This window comes from Pseudomonas sp. CVAP#3 (genome assembly GCF_018986375.1).
GTDB classification, from domain to species: domain Bacteria; phylum Pseudomonadota; class Gammaproteobacteria; order Pseudomonadales; family Pseudomonadaceae; genus Aquipseudomonas; species Aquipseudomonas helvetica.
Map to the genome: position 1 here is coordinate 430,309 of NZ_JAHMSC010000002.1, position 21,274 is coordinate 451,582.

The 21,274-nt window shown below is 59.0% G+C and carries 24 protein-coding genes; 10 read left to right on the forward strand and 14 right to left on the reverse strand.

The features are described from left to right. Window positions 1–296 precede the first annotated feature (296 nt). The 4 genes from KRR23_RS05755 to KRR23_RS05770 are packed head-to-tail and all read left to right on the forward strand — an operon-like array spanning window position 297 to window position 5,883. Complete coding sequence (locus KRR23_RS05755) at window positions 297–3,128, forward strand: xanthine dehydrogenase family protein molybdopterin-binding subunit (RefSeq protein WP_216741708.1); 2,832 nt, start codon at window positions 297–299, stop codon at window positions 3,126–3,128. After that, the gene (locus tag KRR23_RS05760; RefSeq protein WP_216741709.1) at window positions 3,121–3,660 is read left to right on the forward strand and encodes a (2Fe-2S)-binding protein; all 540 of its coding nucleotides are present in this window, start codon (window positions 3,121–3,123) and stop codon (window positions 3,658–3,660) included. Before KRR23_RS05755 ends, KRR23_RS05760 begins: the two co-directional genes overlap by 8 nt. Window positions 3,661–3,662: 2 nt before the next feature. Continuing rightward, window positions 3,663–4,910 carry a cytochrome c gene (locus KRR23_RS05765; protein WP_216741710.1) on the forward strand — a complete coding sequence of 416 codons (1,248 nt, stop codon included), beginning with the start codon at window positions 3,663–3,665 and terminating at the stop codon, window positions 4,908–4,910. A 1-nt stretch (window position 4,911) separates the two neighbouring features. Next, window positions 4,912–5,883, forward strand: a complete 972-nt coding sequence (locus KRR23_RS05770; RefSeq protein WP_216741711.1) for an XdhC family protein — start codon at window positions 4,912–4,914, stop codon at window positions 5,881–5,883. Window positions 5,884–5,951: 68 nt separating this feature from the next. Here KRR23_RS05770 and KRR23_RS05775 read toward each other — a convergent pair whose 3' ends face one another. The 7 genes from KRR23_RS05775 to KRR23_RS05805 all read right to left on the reverse strand — a co-directional run bounded on the left by KRR23_RS05775 (window position 5,952) and on the right by KRR23_RS05805 (window position 12,247). After that, window positions 5,952–6,182, reverse strand: a complete 231-nt coding sequence (locus tag KRR23_RS05775) for a hypothetical protein (RefSeq protein WP_054597737.1) — start codon at window positions 6,180–6,182, stop codon at window positions 5,952–5,954. Window positions 6,183–6,332: 150 nt separating this feature from the next. Then, window positions 6,333–6,557 carry a hypothetical protein gene (locus KRR23_RS05780; RefSeq protein WP_216741712.1) on the reverse strand — a complete coding sequence of 75 codons (225 nt, stop codon included), beginning with the start codon at window positions 6,555–6,557 and terminating at the stop codon, window positions 6,333–6,335. Window positions 6,558–6,646: 89 nt separating this feature from the next. Next, window positions 6,647–8,299, reverse strand: a complete 1,653-nt coding sequence (locus tag KRR23_RS05785) for an ABC-F family ATP-binding cassette domain-containing protein (RefSeq protein ID WP_216741713.1) — start codon at window positions 8,297–8,299, stop codon at window positions 6,647–6,649. Between the two features lie 181 nt (window positions 8,300–8,480). Continuing rightward, on the reverse strand, window positions 8,481–9,569 hold the full coding sequence (gene modC, locus KRR23_RS05790) for a molybdenum ABC transporter ATP-binding protein (protein WP_216741714.1): 1,089 nt from the start codon (window positions 9,567–9,569) through the stop codon (window positions 8,481–8,483). Window positions 9,570–9,572: 3 nt separating this feature from the next. After that, window positions 9,573–10,253 (reverse strand): molybdate ABC transporter permease subunit, encoded by a 681-nt coding sequence (modB, locus tag KRR23_RS05795; RefSeq protein WP_123583489.1) that lies wholly within the window; start codon window positions 10,251–10,253, stop codon window positions 9,573–9,575. Further along, the gene (gene modA / locus KRR23_RS05800; RefSeq protein WP_253911936.1) at window positions 10,254–11,021 is read right to left on the reverse strand and encodes a molybdate ABC transporter substrate-binding protein; all 768 of its coding nucleotides are present in this window, start codon (window positions 11,019–11,021) and stop codon (window positions 10,254–10,256) included. A gap of 161 nt (window positions 11,022–11,182) precedes the next feature. Next, window positions 11,183–12,247, reverse strand: coding sequence for a nitronate monooxygenase family protein (locus tag KRR23_RS05805; protein WP_216741715.1), 1,065 nt, complete (start codon window positions 12,245–12,247; stop codon window positions 11,183–11,185). A gap of 185 nt (window positions 12,248–12,432) precedes the next feature. On the opposite strand from KRR23_RS05805, the gene KRR23_RS05810 reads away from it, so the two are divergent. Continuing rightward, window positions 12,433–12,891: a GyrI-like domain-containing protein gene (locus KRR23_RS05810; RefSeq protein ID WP_216741716.1), complete on the forward strand. Its 459-nt coding sequence runs from the start codon at window positions 12,433–12,435 to the stop codon at window positions 12,889–12,891. A gap of 139 nt (window positions 12,892–13,030) precedes the next feature. Here KRR23_RS05810 and ada read toward each other — a convergent pair whose 3' ends face one another. The 5 genes from ada to KRR23_RS05835 all read right to left on the reverse strand — a co-directional run bounded on the left by ada (window position 13,031) and on the right by KRR23_RS05835 (window position 16,235). Beyond that, window positions 13,031–14,092 (reverse strand): bifunctional DNA-binding transcriptional regulator/O6-methylguanine-DNA methyltransferase Ada, encoded by a 1,062-nt coding sequence (ada, locus tag KRR23_RS05815; protein WP_216741717.1) that lies wholly within the window; start codon window positions 14,090–14,092, stop codon window positions 13,031–13,033. Window positions 14,093–14,181: 89 nt separating this feature from the next. Further along, complete coding sequence (gene alkB, locus KRR23_RS05820) at window positions 14,182–14,859, reverse strand: DNA oxidative demethylase AlkB (protein WP_216741718.1); 678 nt, start codon at window positions 14,857–14,859, stop codon at window positions 14,182–14,184. Further along, window positions 14,849–15,625 (reverse strand): 2OG-Fe(II) oxygenase, encoded by a 777-nt coding sequence (locus tag KRR23_RS05825; RefSeq protein WP_253911937.1) that lies wholly within the window; start codon window positions 15,623–15,625, stop codon window positions 14,849–14,851. Before KRR23_RS05825 ends, alkB begins: the two co-directional genes overlap by 11 nt. Window positions 15,626–15,729: 104 nt before the next feature. Further along, window positions 15,730–15,897, reverse strand: a complete 168-nt coding sequence (locus tag KRR23_RS05830) for a hypothetical protein (protein ID WP_216741719.1) — start codon at window positions 15,895–15,897, stop codon at window positions 15,730–15,732. Window positions 15,898–15,932: 35 nt separating this feature from the next. Next, window positions 15,933–16,235, reverse strand: coding sequence for a DUF1883 domain-containing protein (locus KRR23_RS05835; RefSeq protein ID WP_019690029.1), 303 nt, complete (start codon window positions 16,233–16,235; stop codon window positions 15,933–15,935). Between the two features lie 211 nt (window positions 16,236–16,446). On the opposite strand from KRR23_RS05835, the gene KRR23_RS05840 reads away from it, so the two are divergent. Together KRR23_RS05840 and KRR23_RS05845 are read left to right on the forward strand one after the other, a co-directional pair. Next, on the forward strand, window positions 16,447–16,803 hold the full coding sequence (locus KRR23_RS05840) for a hypothetical protein (RefSeq protein ID WP_216741720.1): 357 nt from the start codon (window positions 16,447–16,449) through the stop codon (window positions 16,801–16,803). 136 nt (window positions 16,804–16,939) lie between these two features. After that, a complete protein-coding gene (locus KRR23_RS05845; RefSeq protein ID WP_054597727.1) occupies window positions 16,940–17,170 on the forward strand; it encodes a hypothetical protein in 231 nt (76 codons plus the stop codon). Between the two features lie 20 nt (window positions 17,171–17,190). Here the strand turns inward: KRR23_RS05845 and KRR23_RS05850 are convergent, their stop codons facing one another. Next, window positions 17,191–17,472, reverse strand: coding sequence for a hypothetical protein (locus KRR23_RS05850; RefSeq protein WP_054597726.1), 282 nt, complete (start codon window positions 17,470–17,472; stop codon window positions 17,191–17,193). A 137-nt stretch (window positions 17,473–17,609) separates the two neighbouring features. Beyond that, window positions 17,610–17,798: a hypothetical protein gene (locus KRR23_RS05855; RefSeq protein WP_054597725.1), complete on the reverse strand. Its 189-nt coding sequence runs from the start codon at window positions 17,796–17,798 to the stop codon at window positions 17,610–17,612. Between the two features lie 255 nt (window positions 17,799–18,053). On the opposite strand from KRR23_RS05855, the gene galU reads away from it, so the two are divergent. The 3 genes from galU to ahpC all read left to right on the forward strand — a co-directional run bounded on the left by galU (window position 18,054) and on the right by ahpC (window position 21,154). Then, a complete protein-coding gene (galU, locus tag KRR23_RS05860) occupies window positions 18,054–18,893 on the forward strand; it encodes a UTP--glucose-1-phosphate uridylyltransferase GalU (protein ID WP_019690034.1) in 840 nt (279 codons plus the stop codon). A gap of 130 nt (window positions 18,894–19,023) precedes the next feature. Beyond that, window positions 19,024–20,382: a glutathione-disulfide reductase gene (gene gorA / locus KRR23_RS05865; RefSeq protein WP_054597723.1), complete on the forward strand. Its 1,359-nt coding sequence runs from the start codon at window positions 19,024–19,026 to the stop codon at window positions 20,380–20,382. A 208-nt stretch (window positions 20,383–20,590) separates the two neighbouring features. Next, window positions 20,591–21,154 carry an alkyl hydroperoxide reductase subunit C gene (gene ahpC, locus KRR23_RS05870; protein WP_216741721.1) on the forward strand — a complete coding sequence of 188 codons (564 nt, stop codon included), beginning with the start codon at window positions 20,591–20,593 and terminating at the stop codon, window positions 21,152–21,154. The last annotated feature ends 120 nt before the right edge of the window (window positions 21,155–21,274 follow it).

A 21,274-nucleotide genomic window follows, 5' to 3' on the forward strand; every position in this document is an offset into this window, starting at 1 on the left:
CGAAGTCTTCACCCTTACCAGCCTAGATTGACCTGACTCCTTTGAGATATCCCCTTCAAGCCCGCCCGCATGCGGGCTTTTTTTCGTCCTCAATATTGTCCATTCGTCGACAGGCTCTCCAATGAGTCTCTATTTATTACTTTTGCCGAGGCCTGATAAATTCGATAAAGTTAACCACTAGGTCAGCTTTTCGGCTTTTCAGCCCTTCGTATCGTCAGGAGGGTTCCTGAGACCTGAGATTTCCCTGTACACCATAACGACATGGGCGGAATTCATAACCGTCCAGAGGATGATCCATGTCCAACCGTGATATATCCCGGCGCTCCTTCCTGCAGGGCGGGTTGATCGCTGGCGTCAGCGTGACGCTGACCCCGCTCAGCTCCCAGGCATTGGCTGCCTTGATGGAAAACAGCGTGACCGTCCCGTCCGAGCAATGGCTCGGCAACCACGGCAAGCCACGCATGCGCAACGACTCATTGTCCAAGGTGTGCGGCAGCAAGGTATTTGCCCGCGACATCCGCGCCAAGGACATGCCGGGCTGGCCGCAGCAACAAGGCCACGCGATGCTGCTCAAAACCATTCGCGCCGATCGCATTTATGACGGTTTCGACCTGTCGTTGCTGGGGGCCGAACTGCAGCCGGATCGCATCGTCACTGCTGAAGACCTGGATAAGGACGGCATCGTTTTCCCTGAAGACCACGCGCCCGATCCGCTGCTGCCAGCCGGCAAGGTGCCGATGTTCATCGGCCACCCGGTAGCGATCCTGATCTGGAACGACTTCGAGCGTTTCCGCCAGGCCAAGAACAAACTCAAGTTCAACGACAAAGCGATCCGCTACGGCGCCGAGGCTCCGTATTACACGCGCGATCCTTATGGCAGTTTCCGTTATGTGCGGGTCGGTGGGGCAACCTCGGCGGATGAAGACGAGTTCGCCAGCCTGAAGGACTCGATCCTGTTCCCGATGATTCGCGAACGACGTCCAGTCTGGAACGCCCAGCCAAACCTGCATGGCAACCTGACCGAACGTGGCCTGTTTTATGCCGATCGCATGAAACAGCAACTGGAAAACCCGCCAGAAGGCTGGATGGTCTTCGACGAACGCTACAAGACGCCGTCGATTGAACCGGCCGCAATGGAGCCGGACAACGGCAATGGTTGGTACGACCCGGCGACCAGGACCCTGCATTTTGTTGTCGCCACCCAGTGCCCGCTAGAGGCCGCAACTGAAACCGCGAAGATGATCGCGCCGTCGCGTTTCGGCTTGAGCACGCTGAACATGCACCCTGGCTACACCGTTGGCTACGGTTCCAAAGACCACAACATTTTTGTCTACTACGCAGCCTTGGCGGCGTTGTATGGCGCCGGTGTGCCTGTGCGTCTGGCCAACGACCGTTACGAGCAATTCCAGAGCGGCATCAAGCGTCATCCGTTCGACATCCGTTACCAGTTGGCCGTCGACAAACAGGATCACAGCTTCAAGATTTTCCGTGCGGACATGTCCATCGACGGCGGTGGCCGAATCAACTACAGCCCTTCGGTGGCAGCGGTTGGTGCGACGGCTGCGCAGTCGATTTACTACATGCCGCAGAACGATCTGCAAGTGACCGCGTACCACTCGCGCGGCGTTGAAGCCGGCTCCATGCGTGGCTACGGCACCCTGCAAAGCATGGCCGCCACCGAGATGATGGTGGATGAAATCGCTGATCGTCTGGGTATCGATGCGATCGACCTGCGCAAGAAAAACGCGCTGCTGTCAGGGATGAAAAACACCCAGGGCGCAGTGCCGGCAGGTGCGTTGCGCCTGCATGAAATTCTTGAGAAGGCAGCCGATAACGAACTCTGGAAAAACCGTCACGCACTGAAAAAACAAGAGGACGCCAAGGACCCGGATAACTGGTACGGCATTGGCTTCGCCATCTGCCAGAAAGACTTCGGCACCGGTTCCGAAGCGCCGATGGCAAGTGTCGAATTCACCGCCGAAGGACATATCACGCTGCGCCACATCGGCATCGAGATCGGTACCGGCATGTCTACTTCCCAGGCCTTGGTGGTCGCCGATTTCCTCGGCAACCCGGCCAGTGAAGTGAAGACTGGCGAAACCGAATGGAAAGAGCTGCAACTGACCAGTAGCGGCAACCCGTACCTCATGAGCCAGGCTGAGCAGGATGCCGTGCTGCGCAATCCGCGCTGGGTCGGCAAGATTGCCTCGGCGTCGTCGGCGACCAACTCCGCTTACTACTTCAGCCACGCCACCCGTGAAGCGGCGCGCGTGCTGTTCAACCACGGTCTGTGGCCGGCCGCCGTCGAAATCTGGCGTCAGGGGCCGTTCGGTGGTCAGGCCAACCCGTATGTGCTGCGCCGCGAAGACGCGCATTGGGTGGACGGCAAATTGACCGCCAACGGCATGGAACCGCTGCCATTTGCGGTGCTGGCCAAACGTGCCCATGAGCGCGGTCTGGTGACTGGCGCGACGGTGCACGGTTTCAACCGCTGGAGCTGGGCCGAGGCCGAGTACAGCATCAATGGCGTGCGCGAGCGTCTACCTCTCGACGGTCTCGCCGTGAAGTATGGCGACGGTGCGCCGAACGCGATCAAGGCGCAGATGAACAGCGCCGGTTTCCACCTGCTGGATCGGCAGAATATTGCCTACCCGACGACCCAGTTGAACAACGCGGCGGTGACCTATTACAGCCCCGTGGCGACGCTGGTTGAATTGAAAGTGAACAAGGGCTCGGGCGAGGTGAAAGTCCTCAACCATCACTCCTGGCTTGAATGTGGCCGGGTGCTGGTGCCGGAACTGGTCAAGGGCCAGCTCGAGGGTGGGATCGCCATGGGCATTGGTCACGCGCTGCTGGAAGAAATGCCGCTGTACGAAGGTGGACCGGGGGAGGGTGACTGGAACTTCAACCGTTACCGTTTGCCGCGCGCCAAGGACGTCGCGGTCTGGACGCAGACCTCGGAAATCCTTCCGCCATTGTCGCCGAGCGACCCGTCCAAGGGCATCGCCGAAGTGGTGATGATTCCGGTGGTGGGCGCCATCGCCAACGCCGTGGCCCACGCAATCGGCAAACGGGTCCGTGACCTGCCTATCACTCCAGCACGCATCAAGGAGGCCCTCAATGGCTAACCGTCCGCTTCAAATGACCCTCAATGGTCAATCCGTCGGTCCCGTCGAGGTCCCTGATGATCTGCCGATGATCGACTATCTGCACGAATACCGAAACCTCACCGGCTCGCGCCTGGGCTGTGGCCAGGGCATTTGTCACGCCTGCGTGGTGATTGTCGACAACCCCGACGGCACCAGTGAAGAAGTACGCACCTGCATTACCGGCGCGCATTACTTCGAGGGCAAGAAAGTCCGCACCATCGAAGGCCATGCGCGCCGCGATGAAAGTGGCAAGGTCACCGAACTGAACCCGATCCAGCAACGCTTCGTCGACGAGTTCGCCTTCCAGTGCAGCTATTGCGCCCCGGGCTTCGTCAACGCCGCGACCGTGCTGGTGGAAAAACTCCAGCGTCAGCCGATCAGCAAGAGCCAGCTGGAAGCGGTCATCGAAGACAGCCTCGGCCACCACATTTGCCGCTGTACCGGCTACGTGCGCTATTACAGCGCCACGCGCCAAGTACTGACCGATCTCGGCCTGGTCAAGGAGGGTTAAGCATGAAGCGACTACTTTCCAGCCTTGGCACGGCGGTTGGCCTGGCCGTTTCGCTGGTGGCGATCCAGCAGGCCCAGGCGGCCGATCAGCAGCAGATCAAGCGCGGTGAATACCTGGCGCGGGCGGCGGACTGCATGGCTTGCCACACTGCACCCGGTGGCGCGCCTTATGCGGGCGGCCTGCCGATCGTGTCACCGTTCGGCACCATTTATGGCACCAATATCACCCCGGACAAGGACCACGGCATTGGTTTGTACAGCGATGATGAGTTCTTTGCCGCGCTGACCGAAGGCAAGCGTCGTGATGGCGCCAACCTGTACCCGGCAATGCCGTATACCTCGTATCACTTGATGCCGCGTGAAGACTCCGACGCCATTCACGCGTACCTGCAGACGGTCGCGCCGATCAACCGTGCTGCACCGGTCACCCGCCTGAGCTTTCCGTTCAACGTACGTCTGGGGTTGATGGGCTGGAACATGCTCTACGGCAAGGACGTGAAACTGACGCCGGCTGAAGGCAAAAGTGAAGACTGGAAACGCGGCCAGTACCTGGTCGACGTGCTCGGCCACTGTGGCGAATGCCACACGCCGCGTGGTTTGCCCGGCGCGATGCAGCAAGACAAACGCTTGACCGGCGGCCTGCTCAATGGCTATCTGGCGCCAAGCTTGCTCGCCAACGATCTGGCGGCACGCGGCTGGACGCATCAGGACCTGAGCTCCTTCCTCAAGCACGGCATGAGCGCTCAGGGTACGATGTTCAACGAGATGTTCCCGGTGTTCCATAACAGCACCCAGAACCTCAATGAGCCGGACCTGGCGTCCATGGCGACTTTCCTGCTCGGCGACCCGCCACCGCAAGCGCGGGTGTTGAGCGAAGTGCCGTTGGACAAAATGACCGAAAGCGCTCGGCGCGGCCGTCAGGATTACCTGAACGTTTGCGCCGGTTGCCATGGCGTCAACGGTGAAGGTAAGCCGCACATCGCGGTGGCGATGCAAGGCAACACCACGTTGCGCCTTGAAGATCCACGCAACCTGTTGCGGGTGATTGAAGACGGAATTGGCGAGCAAAAATTTGCCGGCTTCGAGCGCATGCAACCGATGCCGGGTTTCGCCGACAAGTTGAGCAATCAACAAATGACGGACCTGATCAGCTATTTGCGTCAGGCCTGGGGCGGTCAACCGGCTGATCTGCTGATCGGCCAGATCGAGCAATTGAAGGCAGATGCTCCCGTTGAGCACAAGGCACACTGATATGCAGCATCTTGACCTGCAAGTGGTTCGGCGAGCGTTGGCCTGGTCCAGCGCTGGTCAGCGTGTATGGCTCTGCAGCGTGCTCGGCACCTACGGCTCGGCGCCTCGTGCGCCGGGCTCGATGTTGGCGGTCAACGACAGCGGGCAATGGATTGGCTCGTTGTCGGGCGGCTGCGTCGAGGACGACTTTCTGGCGCGCATGGCTGAAGGGGCGTTCCTCGACGCCGTTTCGGTGGTGCGTTACGGCGAAGGCGATGATCCGCACTCCACGATAAAGCTGCCCTGCGGCGGGTTACTCGACGTGTTGGTGGAAAAGCTTGAACCTGAGTGCGAGGTGCAAGCCCATCTGCGCGAACTGGAGTCCGCGTTGCTGGGGCAGCGTCGTTTGATTCGCGAAGTGAATCTGGCCAGCGGCGCACGCAGTCTACTGGTTGACCGTGAACACGGGCCGCGTATCGAACGGGAAATCGACCGGGTGCGTGTGCGTGTCGGTGCGGCCCAACGCTTGTTGCTCGCCGGTTATTCCAGCGTGGCCCAGGCATGCGCCGAGTTTGCGGTGGGGCTGGGTTTCGAGGTGATTCTGTGCGACCCGCGCGATGAGGTTCTCGAGGGTGTGGTCCTTGAGAACGTGGAGATTCGTCGCCAGTTGCCGTCGATGTTCATTGCCGATGGCGGCTGTCACAGCGATACCGCCGTGGTGGCGCTGACCCACGATCCGCGCATCGACGATTTGGCCATGATGGAAGCGGTGCGCACCGAGGCATTTTACATCGGTGTGATGGGCTCGATGCAAACCTCGCAAAAGCGCTTTGAGCGTTTACGGCGTATCGGTGGTTTGGGCGAAGCTGAGCTGGCACGTATTCACGCGCCGATCGGGCTTAATCTGGGCAGCAAGACACCTGCGGAAATCGCCTTGGCGGTGCTCGCCGATATTCTGCGTATTCGCAGCGGTATAGCTCGGGATCAACTCTGAAAAACAGCGTATTGGTGTGCTGCCGATCCCTGGCGAGTCCCGACTTCAGCGTATGAGCCGGGACTTGCTTAGCGGAATCGAGGCAGTGGCCGGTCGACAGGTTTGAGTGATGTCAGCGCGTTCTGAATCAGCGGGGCATCTTTCTCGATGTCTTGCAGGCGGTCGCGAATTTTCATCGCGGTGGGGTGGCCGCCATGGATATCGACCCAGTCGGCGATTTCCTTGCAGGCAGCCGCCAAGCGCGCCTGACGTGAGTCGAGCAGGGTCAGCAAGGTAGTGATGGACTCTTTTTCGGACATGAGAAACACCTCCGTATCAGAGAAGCTTTTGATCGAGCAACAAAACGCTCGCCGGGAGCGAGCGTTTGCCGATGAGGTCGCCGATCCTTCAGCTGGAATCAGTATAGACCCGCAATGCCAATGGCAGCGGAGCCGTGTGCAGTCTGCGTTTCAGACTTTACGCGAACTCCGTGAGCTGGCGGCATTGAGCCGTCGGCACTCCTTCATGGCATCTTCCATACGCTCATAACCGTCGCCGATAAAGCCGCCGCCGGTGCGAGTATCGGCAATTCGGTACCAGACCGCTGCAATCGGCTGCTGATGAGACACTTCACCCGCACGGCGACCCTGGACGATAGTCTTGTTGCAACGTTTCACAACGAATATGTCTTCCATGGCGTCACTGATGCTCCAATCGTGTACACATCAACTATAGAAGCAAGTTGAAAAGGTGCAAAAACGGCTTGTGATGTTTGTCGCTTGATTCAAGGCGAAAACCGCGCTTCGACGCATTGCAGGTCCCACCCCGTAGGCTGCCAGTGCAAGGTATGGGTGGGCGCCAGGGCCTGCAGGAATTCGGTGTCATGGGAGGCTGCAATGAGCGCTCCGGGAAAGTCGCGTAATGCCTGTTCCAGCGCTTGCACAGACGCAAGGTCGAGGTGATTGGTCGGCTCGTCAAGCAACAGCAACTGGGCCGGGTTTTCTCGCCATAACGCGATGGCAATAGCCGCTTTCAGACGTTCGCCACCGCTGAGCAGGCGAGTCGGCACGTTCACCCGCACAGCGTCCAGTTGCAGCTGGGCCAGCCGGCTGCGCACCGAGCCTTCCGATAGCGGTGTATCGAGCAGGTTCAACTGCTCGACGATGGAGCGTTCTGGATCGAGCAACTCCAGTCGCTGGTCAAGGTAAGCATTGGGCACGTGGGTCAGGCAATCACCGCTGACAGGGTTGCAGTGCGCTGCGAGCATTTTCAGCAAGGTGGATTTTCCGCAGCCGTTCGGCCCACTGAGCGCAATGCGCACAGGGCCTGCAAGTGAAATAGTGAGGAATGTCGCTGGCGCCTCGGGTGCCAGCCAGGGCAGTTGCGCGTCGATAAGTGTGATCACCTGTCGGTTGGCCGGCACAGCGGTTCCCGGCAACGTCATCAGCACCGGATCTGACGATAGAACCCGCGCGTTGGCCTCCCGTACCTGCTCATTCATCGCTGATTTGTGGGCCTGATGCGCATGACGTACGTGGCCCATGATCTCGGTGGCCGCACCTTTCATCCTGGCGCGTTCGAAGCGTGAGACGTTGGCGGTTTCAGCGTTTTTGCGTGATCCGGCGGCGCGTCGCTGAATGGTGTCGTGTTCGCGCTGTAGCCGTTTCAGCTCGCGACTGCGCAGGGTGCGGTTGTGCTCAAGGGCTGCATGCGCCGCAGCTTGCTCGACTTCGCGCTGCTCAAGGTAAGCCGCATGATTGCCACCAAAGACCTGCACACCCAGTGCACTGAGTTCGACGATGCGTTGAAGGCTGTTGAGCAGCGTTCGATCATGGCTGACCACGATCACCCCTCCGCGCCAGTGGTCGAGCCGGTCCATTAGCCAGCGGCGGCCGTCAGCATCCAGATGGTTGGTCGGTTCATCCAGCACCAGCAAATCGGCCTGGCTGAGAAATGCGCCGATCAGTGCGATGCGGGCGCGTTGGCCGCCGCTGAGGGCGTCCATAGGGTGTTGCGCCGTCAGCTCTGGCAGGCCGGCTTCATCGAACAACAGGCGCAATTGTTCGGGCAGATCCCAGCGTTCAGCCGCCTGTTCAAGGTCTTGGGTGGATGCGCTGCCGCTGGCCAGCCGGGCGAGCGCATCGAGTGTCTCGGCGATACCCGCCGCTTGCGCAACGCTCTGGCCGCTGATCGCAATCGGCTCTTGCGCCACATAGGCGACGCTGCCAAAGCGGCTGAGTGTGCCGGAAGCGGGCGTCAAGTCGCCGGCAATCAGTCGGGCAAGCACCGATTTACCCGTGCCGTTACGGCCAACAATACCGGTGGGACGATGATCGAAGTGCAGGTTCAGGGAGTCGAACAGTGTTTCGCCATTGGCGAGCTGATAGGACAGTTGGTTCAGGGTTACGAGCGCAGGCAGACGCGTGACGTGAGTCATGGCACCTCCAAAAAATGTCGAAAAGACCAACAAGTGCCGGCGGCAGCTTGTTGCGCATACATTTTTGAAAGGCTTAGTTGTTCACGTCGAAAGGTCATCCGGCATAGGGGAGAGGCGGCTAGCCTAGCTCAATAGACTTTCCCCTTACAACGCTTATGGTCTTGTTGCGCGCCTCAGCCGATTACGCGAGGACCGCCACCGCCTTGATTTGCGCCCATAGTTGCTGGCCGGGATGCAGTTGCAAGTGATCGCGGGAATAGCGGGTGATGCGCGCGAGCAACGGTGTTCCCGCAGCGTCCAGGCGTACCAGCACATGGGCGGCGTTGTCCGCGGAAATTTCGCTGGTGACCGTCACTGGCAGGCGATTGAGGATGCTGCTCAGTTCACCGCCCTGAAGACTCAGGCTGACATCGCGAGCCTGGACTTTGACACGCAACAACTTGCCCACGGCCATAGGCGAATGCGCGACCCGCACATTCAATTGGCTGCGGGGCAGTTGTAGGGTCAGCAGTTGGTAATGGGTGTCGTAGTCCGTCACCTGACCCTCAATCACTACGCCGGCGTCGTCGCCCAAGGCCAGTGGCAGGTCGAGCCGCGCCAGCGTTTCGCCAATGGGACCGCTCGCCAGGGCTTTGCCGTAGCTCAGCAGGACAATGTGGTCGGCCAGCCGAGCGACTTCATCCTGCGAATGACTGACGTACAACACCGGGATTTCCAGTTCGTCGTGCAGCCGTTCGAGGTACGGCAGGATTTCGCTTTTGCGCTGCGAGTCCAGCGCGGCCAGTGGCTCGTCCATCAACAGCAGTTTCGGGCTGGTGAGCAACGCCCGGGCAATACCGACCCGTTGGCGCTCGCCGCCCGAGAGGTGTTGTGGATGACGGTCGAGCAAGTGGCTGATTCCCAGCAGTTCGGTGGCGTGGGCCATGTCGACCCGGCGTTGCTGGCGTGGAATGCGCCGCAGGCCAAATTCCAGGTTGGCCAGCACCGACAGATGGGGAAACAGACTGGCCTCCTGAAACACATAACCCAGCGCCCGTTTGTGCGGGGCGACAAAGAGTTTTTTGTCGCTGTCCTGCCAGATTTCATCATTGATCTGGATAAAGCCTTGCTCGGCCTTTTCCAGTCCGGCGATGCAGCGCAGGCAGGTGGTTTTGCCCGAGCCGGAATGACCGTACAGCGCCGTGACGCCGCGGCCGGGCAGGTGCAGGTCGACGTCCAGGGAAAAATCCGGGTAGCTCAGTTTCAGGCGAGCGTGAATCGTTGAGGTCATCGATCAGCTCCAGCCGGCTTTGGTTTTGCGGCTGGAGTACAGCGCCAGCAATACCAGGAACGAGAACACCAGCATCGCCCCGGCCAGCCAGTGGGCCTGGCCATATTCCATGGCTTCGACATGATCGTAGATCTGCACCGACACCACCCGGGTTTTGTCCGGGATATTGCCGCCGATCATCAGCACCACGCCGAACTCACCGACGGTATGGGCGAAGCCGAGAATGGCCGCGGTGATAAAGCCTGGCCTGGCCAACGGTAATATCACGTTGAAAAAAGTGTCCCAAGGGTTGGCGCGCAAGGTGGCGGCCACCTCCAGCGGACGCGGACCAATCGCCGAGAAGGCGTTCTGCAGTGGCTGGACGACAAAGGGCATCGAGTAGATAACCGAACCGATCACCAGCCCCGCAAAACTGAACGTCAGCGTGCCCAGCCCCAGTGCCTGGGTGAACTGGCCGATGACCCCGTTAGGACCGAGGGTCAGCAGCAAATAGAAGCCGATCACCGTCGGCGGCAGCACCAGGGGCAGGGCGACGATGGCGCCGATGGGCCCGCGCAACCAGGAGCGGGTGCGCGACAGCCACAACGCAATCGGAGTGCCGATGACCAGCAGGATGGCCGTCGTCAGGGAGGCCAGCTTGAGGGTCAGCCAGATGGCGGAAAAGTCGGCACTCGATAGCGTCATTTAGAGTTGGTAACCGTAGGACTTGATGACGGCAGCGGCTTTAGGCCCTTTGAGGTAAGCAACCAGTGCCTTGGCGGCCGGGTTGTCTTTGCCTTTGTTGAGGATCACTGCGTCTTGTTTGATCGGGTCGTGCATGTCGGCTGGAACGATCCACGCCGAACCGCCGGTGACTTTGCCGTCTTTATAGATCTGCGACAAGGCGACGAAGCCTATTTCCGCATTGCCGGTGGAGACGAACTGGTAGGCCTGGGTGATGTTCTGGCCTTCGACGATCTTGTTTTTGACCTTGTCGGTCAGGCCCAGTTTAGCCAATACCTGGGTGGCCGCGAGACCGTAAGGGGCGGCTTTCGGGTTAGCGATCGACAGGTGCTGATAGGTGTTGTCGCTGAGCACTTTGCCTTTGGCGTCAACGTAACTGTCCTTGGCCGACCACAGTGCCAGGGTGCCAATGGCGTAGGTGAAACGCGAACCTTTGACCGTGTCGCCTTCGCTCTCGAGTTTTTGCGGGGTGCTGTCGTCAGCCGACAGGAGCACTTCGAACGGCGCACCATTTTTGATCTGGGTGTAGAACTGGCCAGTCGCGCCATAGGCGGCAACCAGTTTGTGCCCGGTGTCTTTTTCGAAATCGGCGGCAATGGCCTGGATCGGTGCGGTGAAATTGGCCGCGACCGCAACCTGGACTTCATCTGCGTGGGCTGAGCCAAACGCGAACACGGCGAGCAAGGATGCCAGGCAAGTGGGGGCAAAACGTGAGGCACGAATAGTCATGAAGCGGCTCCGAGGTGCAAGTGAGGCGGGCAGTGTGTTGTTGTCAGTCGACTGCGCCGGGGCTGAAGCAAAACGCTATATATCGGAATATATAGCGAAATGGCGACGAACGGAACTCACCGGCTTTCCTCGGGCGAAAATTGTATACAATTTTTTTTGCGCTATCGACGCGCCATCAATGCCAGCGCCTCGTCAGCCAGGCGTCGGGTCAATTCTGCAGTCGGTAATTCAATCCCGAGCCGCAGGGCTTGCCCGGCCCATAGGTTGCTGAAGTCCGCTTCATCCTTGGCACGCAGTGGCATCAGCGCTCCGCCCGTCAGCGGGAAGGCCGGTGCTTGCGGGCTGATCGGGCCAAGTTCGCGCATGACCCGATTGAGAATGCCTCGCGCCGCACGCCCGGTGAAAATATTGGTCAGCGCCGTCTCGCTTTCCTTGGCGCTGCGCAAGGCCCGGTGATGGGACGCGCTGACCTTGGCTTCCGGGGTAAACAGGTAGGCGGTGCCCAGTTGCACTGCCGAGGCCCCCAAAGCGAAGGCGGCGACAATTCCGCGTGCATCGCCGATCCCGCCCGCCGCGATCACCGGTACGCTGACGGCATCGACGATCTGCGGTACCAGGGCAAAGGTGCCGACCTGACTGTTCAGATCATCGCTGAGAAACATCCCGCGATGGCCTCCGGCCTCGTAGCCCATGGCGATAATCGCGTCGCAACCATGCTGTTCCAGCCAGATTGCCTCATCGACGGTAGTTGCCGAAGACAGGACTTTCGCGCCTGTGGCTTTGACCCGCTCCAGCAGGGATTTTTCCGGTAGGCCGAAGTGAAAACTCACCACCTCCGGACAGAACTCTTCGACTACTGCGCAGGCTGCGGCATCGAACGGTGCTCGGTTGGAAACCGGTGTCGGTGCGTCGAAGTCTGCACCCAATTCGCGGTAATAAGGCTCCAGCAGGTTTTTCCATTGCTGAGTGCGTTGCTCGTCGGCCACGGGTGGTTGATGGCAGAAGAAGTTCACGTTGAATGGGCGCTGGCTGTGTTGCCGGATGACCTTCAGCTCTTCGCGCAACTGTTCGACGCTGAGCATGGCCGCGGGCATTGAGCCCAGGGCGCCGGCATTGCTGGCCGCAATGACCATGGCCGATCCGGTGGCGCCGGCCATGGGAGCCTGGATGATCGGCAATTCAATGCCGAGCAGATCAAGAATACGGGTGTCAGGCCACTGGTTCATCGCAACGTCCTCCTCATGACAAGAGCGGCTTTTGTAGCAGGAGTCAGCGTCACAAGGCCAGTGGCCTTTAGGCGCAGATGCCGAGCGCAACAAAGTTGTAGCGTTCGGTTGTGCCAGCGCTCACGCCAATGGCATGGTGGCCGCTTGTGGTGGATGTGAATCGTTAACGACGGAGGAACTGTTCCATGGATTTGAAACAACTTGAGATTTCACCATTCCGCGTATCGGGATTGCGTGTGCGTACGCTCAACAGTGCTGAGCAGCAGGCAGCTACCGCCAGAATCGGTCCGATGTGGCAGCGTTTTTTTGTCGAAGGGCTGTTTGACAAGATTGGCAATAAGCAACCGGACTCACCGGCTTACGGTGTGTACTCCCACTATGAGTCCGATGCCTCGGGATCTTTCGATGTGATGGCCGGGGTGGCGGTCAATGAAGCCGCCCCCGGTTACGAAACCATTGAGGTGCAAGGTGGCCAGTACCTGATTTTCGAGGCGAAGGGAGCGATGCCGGGCAGTGTGATCGAGGCGTGGGGCAGGGTCTGGGCGTATTTTGAGGCCAACCCACAGGTCAAACGCCGATTTGCCACCGATTTCGAAGCCTATACCGGCCCTGAGTCAGTCGCCGTACACATCGGCATTTTCTAGGGTCTGTACGAAAACTCGCCGAGCGGCGATCAGGCAAGGCAAAAACAGGCGAGGAAGCGGAGTTTAGGTCCCTAAATGAGCATTCCGAGCCTGTTTTTAACGCAGCCTGGTCGACGCGCAGGCAGTTTTCGTACAGAGCCTAAGGTTGGGTTTCACGCGCAAGCAACTGACGCTTGCGCTCCACCCCCCAGCGGTAGCCCGAGAGATCGCCATCGCTACGCACCACCCGATGGCAGGGAATGGCCACCGCGAGGTTGTTGGCACCGCAGGCCTGGGCCACGGCACGGAAGGCTTTTGGCGCGCCGATGCGCTGGGCTATTTCGGCGTAGCTGGCGGTGCTGCCTGCCGGAATATCTCGCAGCGCCATCCACACCCGCTCCTGAAACGCCGTGCCGCGCACATCCAGCGGCAGGTCCAGGCCAAGCGCCGGGGCTTCGATGAAGCCCACCACCTTGGCAATCAGCTGTTCGAAGTCATGGTCGGCGCCAATCAGGTTGGCCTGGCGGAACCGGTCTTGAAGGTCGCAGACCAGCGCGTGGGGATCGTCCCCCAAGAGGATCGCGCACACCCCGCGTTGACTTTGCGCCACCAGAATCGCCCCTAATGAACATTGGCCGACGGCAAACCGGATGTCGGTGTTCTGGCCGGCGGCGCGGTAGTCGCTGGGCTTCATGCCAAGCAGATGATCGGCGGACTCGTAGAAGCGGCTGTTGGAATTGAAGCCAGCCTCATACAGCGCGTCGGTCACCGAGCCGGCGACTTCCAGGCGTTCACGAACCCTGCGTGAACGTTGCGCAGTGGCATAGCCCTTGGGCGTCAGGCCGGTGACAGCCTTGAACACCCGATGAAAGTGGAAAGCGCTCATTAGTGCGGTCTCTGCCAGTTCGTTCAAGCTGGGCAATGTCTCGGCAGCCTCGATCTGCCGGCAGGCTGCGGCGACCAGTGCGGCGTGTTGCGCGGCGAGATGAGTCTGGTCTGTTGCAGCGCGTTTACTCGGGCGATAACCGGCAGCCTGAGCCTGTTCCTCGGTGTCGAAAAACTCGACGTTTTCCGGTTTCGGCAATCGCGCCAGGCTGCTCGGGCGGCAATAGATCCCGGTGGTTTTCACCGCGTAGACAAACTGGCCGTCAGCGCGCGGGTCGCGCGCCAGCACCGCGGACCAACGGGGATCTTGCTCTGTGGTGGGTTTGGCAGTGGTCATGGAGGGTACCGGTAGAAGGTTCATTCGTACGGAGCCTAGCGAGTGTGGGCGCTGAGGACACTCCGGCGCTTGCGGTCAAATTCGGGATGTCATCCCGCCGTGCGGAACGTGAAGTTGATCCGCTGTCCGCCCAGTCGTGGGTGATGACCCTCCTTGAGCGGCAGCACGCCGTGATAACGCAAGCGATCCACGCCGCCCCAGACCACGATGTCACCGTGAAACAGCGGCACTCGCTGGCTTTTGTCGCTACGCTCAAAGCCCCCGAACAGGAACATCGCCGGCAGCCCGAGGGACACCGAAACAATCGGCGGATCGTAGGACCGTTCATCCTTGTCCTGATGCAACGACATCTTGGCGCCCGGCAGGTATCGGTTGATCAGGCAGGCATCGGGCTCAAAGTGATGGAAACCGGCTGCTCGTGCGGCGGCCTGTGCCAGTTCCCGAAAGACCTCGGGCATCGCCGGCCAGGGCTGGCCGCTGACGGGATCGATGCGAGTGTAGCGATAGCCGCTGCGATCGGTGGTCCAGCCCAGCGTGCCACAACTGCTCAAGCCGACGGACATGGTGAAACCGCCAGGGGTGACCATCTGCCGAAACGGTGCGGCCAGTAGAATCTTCTCCAGCGCCGGCAGCAATTGCACCACCCAGGGCAGGGCGAAACCTCGGAGAACGAAAGACTGTTCGCCGATTTGCTCGGTTCTGGCCGGTTGCCGGTCTTCATCGGCAAACAGCTCGAAGGTGATTGGAGGCATCGCTTTACTGCGCATCGTGAAAGATCACTCCAAGGGTATGCCGTTTGCCGCTGTGCAGGCGACTGACACCGTGGCGCAGGTTCACCCGGTAATCGCCGCGAACACCTTTGACCGGGCGCTGATGCACGGCAAAAATCAGCGCATCGCCTTTTTCCAGGCTCATCACCATGGGCCGTGATTGCATCCGTGGCCGCTGCTCGGTGAGCACGAATTCGCCGCCGGTAAAATCTTCGCCGGGAGCGGACAGCAGAATCGCCACTTGCAGTGGGAACACGTGCTCGCCATACAGATCCTGGTGTAAACAGTTGTAGTCCTGCGGACCATATTGCAGCAACAGTGGCGTAGGGCGCTCCTGTCCCGCGTCATGACAACGTTGCAGGAAGGCGGCGTGCTCCGAGGGAAAGCGGCCGGGCAAGCCCATCCGTTCACTCCAGCGATTGGCCAGCGGGACAAGCCTTGGGTAGAGCGTGCCGCGCAGGCAAGCAACGATATCCGGCAGCGGGTATCTGAAATACTTGTATTCGCCACGCCCGAAACCATGTCGGGCCATTATCACGTGCGAGCGGAAAAGTGCAGGCTGAGCGTAGAGCGCGCTGAGGTCTGCACAGTGTTCAGGGCTGAGCAGTCCTTTGATTGTCGCGCAGCCGTCCCGGTCGAGGTCTTGCTCCAGGGAAGGCCAATCCAGTGCATTGATACGCGAGATCAGAGGCTGTTCGCCTATTGCACGGACACCGTCGATATAACGCGCTACCGAGGTGTTGTGCGGCAAAGAAATGGACATGTCCGGCTCCTGAACTCAAGGTTGAGGTGTGCCAGTCTGGGGAGTACGAAGGTGGGCGACACTCCGGTGCTTGCGGTCGAACTCCGGAGTGGTTGTGCCAGGGGTTACAGCGCTTTGCTGACCTTTATATCGCTGATCCCGGACAAGTCGCCGTGAATTGCTGCGAGTGCGGCTTTGGCTTCTTCTTCGGTGCCGGTTTCAAGCTGGGCGAAATCGAAGCGGCGTTCTTCGTTGAGTTTGTATTTGATGACGTACTTGGTCGTTTGGGCCACGGTCGTACCTGTCTGTCGCAGTGCGGGCCGGGGTTTCAGCTGAGTTTCGAGCTGGACCGGCGGATGATTTTGATCGAGTGGGTCAGGGTCGGTTTGCGGGTCACGCTGATCGGCCGGCGGTTGACCGTGTCGATGGTGATGTTCCAGAAGCCGGTGCTTGGCGCGGTGATTTTCGCAGGGAAGGTGTCAAACGCGCCGCCGTGGTAAGTGTGGCGGCCGCCGTTCTTGAAGCTGCGAAAATTGGCGTCGTTCATCAAGCGGATGTTGCACATTTGGGAGCATTGAATGACGACGATGTCATCTTCATTGAGGTGCTCGCGCTGGTGGATAAATTTCATGGGGGCGCCTCCAGAAGGGCTTTTTCTACAAAATCAAAACGATAGCATGGGCGATGGCGCAGTTTATCAGCCCGAACGGTTTATTATTGGGCTACCGCGAGGCGCTTTGACAATTAAAAACAGCTATTCGGGTTTTTATGGGTGATAAAGCAGCGGTCTCCGGAGAAAAACAGTATTTGCGCTGTCGGAGGGTCTTTAAGGGAGGATTCGTATGAAGCGGGGTGTTTTGGTACTGGCGTTGGCGATGAGTGGTTGCGCGACTGTCTCGGACATTAGTCAGACGCTGCCGACCATGAATGTGATCTCGGGGAAAAAACCTCAAGCGTACGCCGACTGTGTGGCCAAACATTTGGCCAGTACCCGAGGGGCTGTGCAAATGGAGCCCTACAACAAGGATGGTGTCCGGGTCATTGTTGCAGGAAAACTGTCTGCGAGTCCGTCTGCGGTGTTTGACATCGAAGAGCGATCCGGCGGAAGTAGCATCAAGCTCCACGAAAGCATGTCCAATGTGCCAATTCGGCCTGGAGATGTGCAGGATGCGGCCAACAAATGCATTTCTGGCTCATAGTTTTTTCGGCGATTCCCTCTCGCTCGCTGAATTTGAAATTGGCTGATTGACCGTATCGTCCGATAAACTGTCGTCAATCAGCAGGAGTGCCGTCCAGCCTCGGGCTTGGGCGGCACTGTCATTTCTGGAGTGGTCAATGAAGCGAGAGCAAGTAAGAGAGCGGCATGCAGAGGGGCACATCTCTGCGACGCATGTGATTCAAAACCCGGCAAACTCCGGGGAGTGGATTGTGTTCTTCAAGAAAAGTGCAGGGCGCAGCTATTTCCTGGTGGATGAAAACGACGAGGTCGAATCATTTAGTCGGCTGGATGATTTGATCGAGACAGTACGAGGGCTCGGGATCAAATTCGCCGAAATTCACATGTAGCGGCCATAGCGTCTTGCCGGTTACTTGCACACCACTACGACGCTGCGGCTCTTGTAGTTGCCAACGTCGACGCCCAGGGTCTTGTCGCTTTCCTTGGTGGCTGGCGTGCCATCGGTGCCAATGATCCGATAGCCGGTTCCAGCGCAGGAATCGTCAGCCATTTGATAACATTTGGCCCAGGAGTTGGCTTCACCCGAGCAGTCGATCGACAGGCCTTGCTCGCCGTTATTCAGATAGGTTTTGGATGCAGTAGCGCAACCGCTCAAGGCCAGCACCGCAATCAGAGCCAGATATTTTTTCATGTTTGGGTCGTCATCGAGTGAACAGTGTGTAAGGGGCGCGAGTCGCCCTGAAGCCGGATGCTATAGCGAACAACCATTTCGGTACAGACAAACACAAAAAAGCCCTGCGCGTTAGCAGGGCTCTTTCGAGGGCGGTGTTACTCAGGTTTGGCGCCGCGCCGCTTGGGTGCAGGCGGGGTGTCTTGCAGCACCGAGGCGACTTCAATCGCCAACGCTTCCGTGGGGAAAGGCCCGGCGATGTTTTCGCCGCTGACGCTGTCGACCCACCACTGGCGATCTTTGGCTTGATTGATCAGGTAACCGTTTACGCTTTTTGCTGCCGACATCTATCTGCCTCGTTGGCTGGTTCAATCGCGCAATGATAACTGGAAACGTGCCCCGGCGCGTTCACTGGTCTAAAGTGAAGTCTTTGCGTTGTTCCGTACGCCTTGGCTTGGAGGCTAATCTGCGTCGTTGCGGAACTATCCGCCGGAATATTTCTCTATGATGGCATCGGTTAGCCAGTGTGGGGCATTGTAAGGTGCTCGCCGGCTGATTAGACTGCGCCGAAACTCGTACACACAGCCCTTTTAAGGACTTTTATGATCAAGAAATGCTTGTTCCCAGCAGCCGGTTACGGTACTCGCTTCCTGCCAGCGACTAAAGCCATGCCTAAAGAAATGCTGCCGGTGGTGAACAAGCCACTGATCCAGTACGGCGTTGAAGAAGCGCTGGACGCTGGTTTGACAGAAATCTCCATCGTGACCGGTCGTGGCAAACGCGCCCTGGAAGACCACTTCGACATCAGCTACGAGCTGGAAAACCAGATCAAGGGTACTGACAAAGAGAAGTATCTGGTCGGCATCCGTAAACTGCTCGACGAGTGCTCGTTCTCCTACACCCGTCAAACCGAAATGAAAGGCCTGGGTCATGCGATTCTGACCGGCCGTCCATTGATCGGTGACGAACCGTTCGCGGTCGTGCTGGCGGACGACTTGTGCGTCAACCTGGACGGCGACGGCGTACTGACCCAGATGGTCAAACTGTACAAACAGTACCGTTGCACCATCGTCGCGATCCAGGAAGTCGACCCGCAGGAAACCCACAAATATGGCGTGATCGCTGGCGACTTGATCGGTGATGACCTGTACCGTGTCCGCAACATGGTCGAGAAGCCAAAGCCGGAAGATGCTCCATCCAACCTGGCGATCATCGGTCGTTACATCCTGACCCCGGACATCTTCAAGCTGATCGAAGAAACCGAGCCAGGCAAAGGCGGCGAGATCCAGATCACCGACGCCCTGATGAAACAGGCGCAAGACGGTTGCGTGATTGCCTACAAGTTCAAAGGCACGCGTTTCGACTGCGGTGGCGCTGAAGGCTACATCGAAGCGACCAACTTCTGCTTCGAACACTTCTACAAGACCGGCAAGGCTTACTAAAAGCGCTTCGCTGTTTTGTTCTGAAAAGCCACCTTCGGGTGGCTTTTTCGTTTTCCGGCCCCATGTCATTCGCAGCGCTGACCGAGAAAGCTGCAGCGGGTATGCTTGTGGCCTGCCGAGGAGATTGAAAATGGCCTACGATTTTGACCTTTATGTGATTGGCGCCGGTTCCGGCGGTGTACGAGCAGCACGTTTCGCAGCAGGTTTCGGCGCGAAAGTGGCAGTGGCCGAGAGCCGCTATCTGGGCGGGACTTGCGTCAACGTTGGCTGCGTGCCGAAGAAGTTGTTGGTTTACGGGGCGCATTTTGCCGAAGACTTCGAGCAGTCGCAGGGCTTTGGCTGGTCGTTGGGCGAGGCGAATTTCGATTGGGCAACGCTGATCGCCAACAAGGATCGCGAGATCAATCGGCTGAACGGTATCTACCGCAATCTGCTGGTCGGCAGCGGCGTAACCTTGCATGAAGGCCACGCCAAAATCGTTGGCCCGCATGAAGTCGAGATCAACGGCGAGCGCCATACCGCCAAGCATATTCTGATTGCCACCGGCGGCTGGCCGCAGATCCCCGAGATTCCGGGGCATGAGCACGCCATCAGCTCAAACCAGGCGTTTTTCCTCAAAGAGCTGCCCAAGCGCGTTCTAGTGGTCGGTGGCGGCTATATCGCCGTAGAGTTCGCCGGGATTTTCCACGGGCTGGGCGCCGAAACCACCTTGCTGTATCGCGGTGAGCTGTTCCTGCGTGGCTTCGACGGCTCGGTGCGTAAGCATTTGCAGGAGGAACTGACCAAGCGCGGGATGAACCTGCAATTCAATGCCGACATCGAGCGCATCGAAAAGCAGGCTGATGGCAGTTTGAACGTGACCCTCAAGGATGGTCGCGAGTTGCAGGCGGACTGCGTGTTCTACGCCACGGGGCGTCGTCCAATGGTCGACAACCTGGGGTTGGAGAACACCAAGGTCACGCTCGACAAGAAAGGCTTTGTCGAAGTCGACGAGCTGTATCAAACCGCTGAGCCATCGATTCTGGCGATTGGTGATGTGATCGGTCGCGTGCAGCTGACACCGGTAGCCCTGGCTGAAGGCATGGCGGTGGCGCGTCGGCTGTTCAAGCCTGAGCAGTATCGTCTGGTCGACTACAAGATGATTCCCACGGCGGTATTCAGCTTGCCGAACATCGGCACCGTTGGCCTGAGTGAAGAGCAGGCGAGGGAAGAAGGTTATGAGGTGCAGATTTTCGAAAGCCGTTTCCGGCCGATGAAGCTGACCATGACCGAGTGCCAGGAGCGCACATTGATGAAATTGGTGGTGGACGCCAAGACCGACAAGGTTTTGGGTTGCCACATGGTCGGCCCGGAAGCGGGCGAGATCGTTCAGGGCCTGGCGATTGCCTTGAAGGCTGGCGCCACCAAGCGCGATTTCGACGAAACCATTGGCGTGCATCCTACTGCTGCCGAAGAATTCGTCACCATGCGCACGCCGGTGGCGGGCTAATCGTCCTTCGGTGTCTCTACAGCGGTGTCTGGCTCCGCCTTTGTGGCGGACGCCAGCCTGTTGCCAGATAAATACGGTTTTCTTCTATTAATAGTGCTGGTTAATAGCGAAAACCAATTAGCGGCATCAGGTTTGCCAATGAGCCATCAGACGATCGACTGGGTAGGATTCACCTCATCAACTTTTCAACCCTGACGGAGAGTCAACGATGCCTATCATCAACAGCCAAGTAAAACCGTTCAACGCTACCGCATTCAAAAACGGCGCATTCGTCGAAGTGTCGGACGCCGATCTGAAAGGCAAATGGTCTGTAGTGTTCTTCTACCCGGCCGACTTCACCTTCGTTTGCCCAACCGAGCTGGAAGACCTGGCTGACAACTACGATGCGTTCCAGAAGCTGGGCGTAGAAATCTACAGCGTGTCGACCGACACCCACTTTGCCCACGCCGCATGGCACAACACTTCGCCTGCGATCGAAAAAATCAAGTACACCATGATTGGTGATCCGACCCACGTGATCTCCCGCAACTTCGACGTACTGATCGAAGAAGTCGGCCTGGCAGACCGTGGCACCTTCGTGATCAACCCTGAAGGCCGGATCAAAATCGTCGAGCTGAACGATGGCGGCGTTGGTCGTGACGCTTCCGAGCTGCTGCGCAAAATCAAGGCTGCCCAGTATGTTGCCGCTCACCCGGGCGAAGTCTGCCCAGCCAAGTGGAAAGAAGGCGAGGCCACCCTGGCTCCGTCCCTGGACCTGGTCGGCAAGATCTGAGTCTGTGAGTCGATTGAGGGCGATGAGCTCTTAAACACGTAAGCCGCACCGCCCTCAAAAACGCCCGGGCGAGATTCGCTCGGGCGTTGTTTTTTCTACCGTATAAAGCATGGAAATCGC